This window comes from Ligilactobacillus equi DSM 15833 = JCM 10991 (genome assembly GCF_000615765.1).
GTDB lineage: Bacteria > Bacillota > Bacilli > Lactobacillales > Lactobacillaceae > Ligilactobacillus > Ligilactobacillus equi.
In genome coordinates this window covers 1-1801 of record NZ_BAMI01000113.1, presented here as the reverse complement: position 1 = coordinate 1801, position 1801 = coordinate 1, and the positions used below count along the sequence as shown (strand labels likewise).

The window sequence follows — 1801 nt, the reverse complement described above, 5'->3', positions numbered from 1 at the left end:
CAAAATTTGAATTAAATAACGTTACCGACTGATATGTTGGTAATAAAGGGTGTTGTCAACCACCCAAACGTAGCCACATCAATGTAGGAGATTAGGCTTGCCTAACCGTTTGAACTACTGACACGCAAGTATCGTGAGTTACAAGCCCCCGAACTTGTTCGGGGGTAGTTGACGAACTACACCGCCACTAAGGTAACGGGTTTCTGGGAATACTAAGTGGATAATGTAAAAGTGGTGTTTGAAAAGGATGGCAGATATTGCCGAAAAAGAAAATATGCGTGACTTGGCTTTGATGTAAAAATGAGTTTGCAGCCATTACCGACCCATTTTTTGCTTTTGATTCAGGTTGGAAAAATCGGTGAAGTCGATGTTACTGCACTATTGAAAAGTATCCAAAATAATTGTAGCCTAACACAAAAGGCCCGCGAAAGGAGAGCTCGCGGGCCTTTTGTTAACACGATAATTGTACATGTAGTGTAATAACTTAATGAAAATAATGTAAATCGTTTCTATGACTATATTAAATAATATCTAACTGATTTTTCGTTACATATTTTTTGAAAAATGTTTTTTAAAAATGAGAAAAGGTATCTTAAATTTAAAAGGTTGAAAACGATATAAAATTGATAAAAATAGGAATTTAAAAAGAAAAGTTGTTCGCAACAAAAGTATACTTTTTAAAAAAGTGTGTAAAAAAATTAAAAAAATCTAAAAAAACTAATTAAAATATATCTTTATTTATTGTTGTATATTCATGAGTTGAGATGTAAAATTAAGCGGGCCACCTAGTAAAATAACCAAACAAAACAAATGAAAGGCACGTTAAAGTACTTATGACATTGGTTAATGATAACACACAAATTGTAATAAATCACCCTCAAAAAGGAACTCATTTAACGATTCAAGAGCGTGGAACAAATTCAAGCCTACAAAGAAATGGGCTTATCTAACCGTCAAATCGCTAGGAAGCGCAATAGGGTCCCTCAAACCATTAATAATGAGGTTAAGCATGGATGGGTAAAAACCATTAAGCAGATACAAAAGAAAGCTAATGGTAAAGAATACCGCTATTACAACGAACAATATTACGCAGAAGTTGGACAAATTCGTTATGCGTCTAATAAATCGCAATGTGGAAGAAAACCTATTTATTGGTCTTTTCCTGAAATTGTAGCGGAATTAGATAGCTTATTCCTGGGTAAAGTTGATGGTATTAAGTACTCACCATATGCTACAATTCCAAAGCTTGAAGAAGTAATTCCTACGGAATTTATTCCATGTGAACGTACTATTTACACTTGGATTGATAAAGGTATTATGCAGACTAAAAACGTTGATTTAATGTCTAAAACCACCCGTAAGAATAACCATAAATCTTCAAAGGCTTCAGTTAAACGTGTATTGGGGCGCAGTATTAATGAACGTCCTGCTTACATTGATAGTCGTTCTGAAATTGGACACTTTGAAATTGATACTGTCGTTGGCAAGAAAGCTCTATGGACAACGTTTTAATGGTCTTAACTGACCGTTTATCTATCTCGCTATACTATGATTTTTCGTATCAAAGATAAGAGTTCTGAATCCGTTAATAAGAAACTCGAAGAGTTGAAGTCTAGCATGGGTGAAAAAACGTTCTATCAGACTTTCAAGTCTTTAACCTCAGATAACGGACTAGAATTTTCACGCCTTCAAGAAGTTCACAGTAACACTTATTATGCGACTCCATACACTCCAAGTGAACGTGGTTCAAATGAGAATGTAATTCGTATTATTAGACGATTTATCCATAAAAGTACTGCCA

The 1801-nt window shown here is 34.4% G+C and carries 1 protein-coding gene and 1 pseudogene; both read left to right on the top strand.

Going from position 1 to position 1801, the window contains the following annotated elements; genetic code table 11:
• Positions 1–909: 909 nt before the first annotated feature.
• Positions 910–1512, top strand: coding sequence for a helix-turn-helix domain-containing protein (locus tag JCM10991_RS14075; RefSeq protein ID WP_051528026.1), 603 nt, complete (start codon positions 910–912; stop codon positions 1510–1512).
• Positions 1513–1548: 36 nt separating this feature from the next.
• Positions 1549–1801, top strand: a pseudogene (locus JCM10991_RS14730) (IS30 family transposase); the annotation flags it as partial.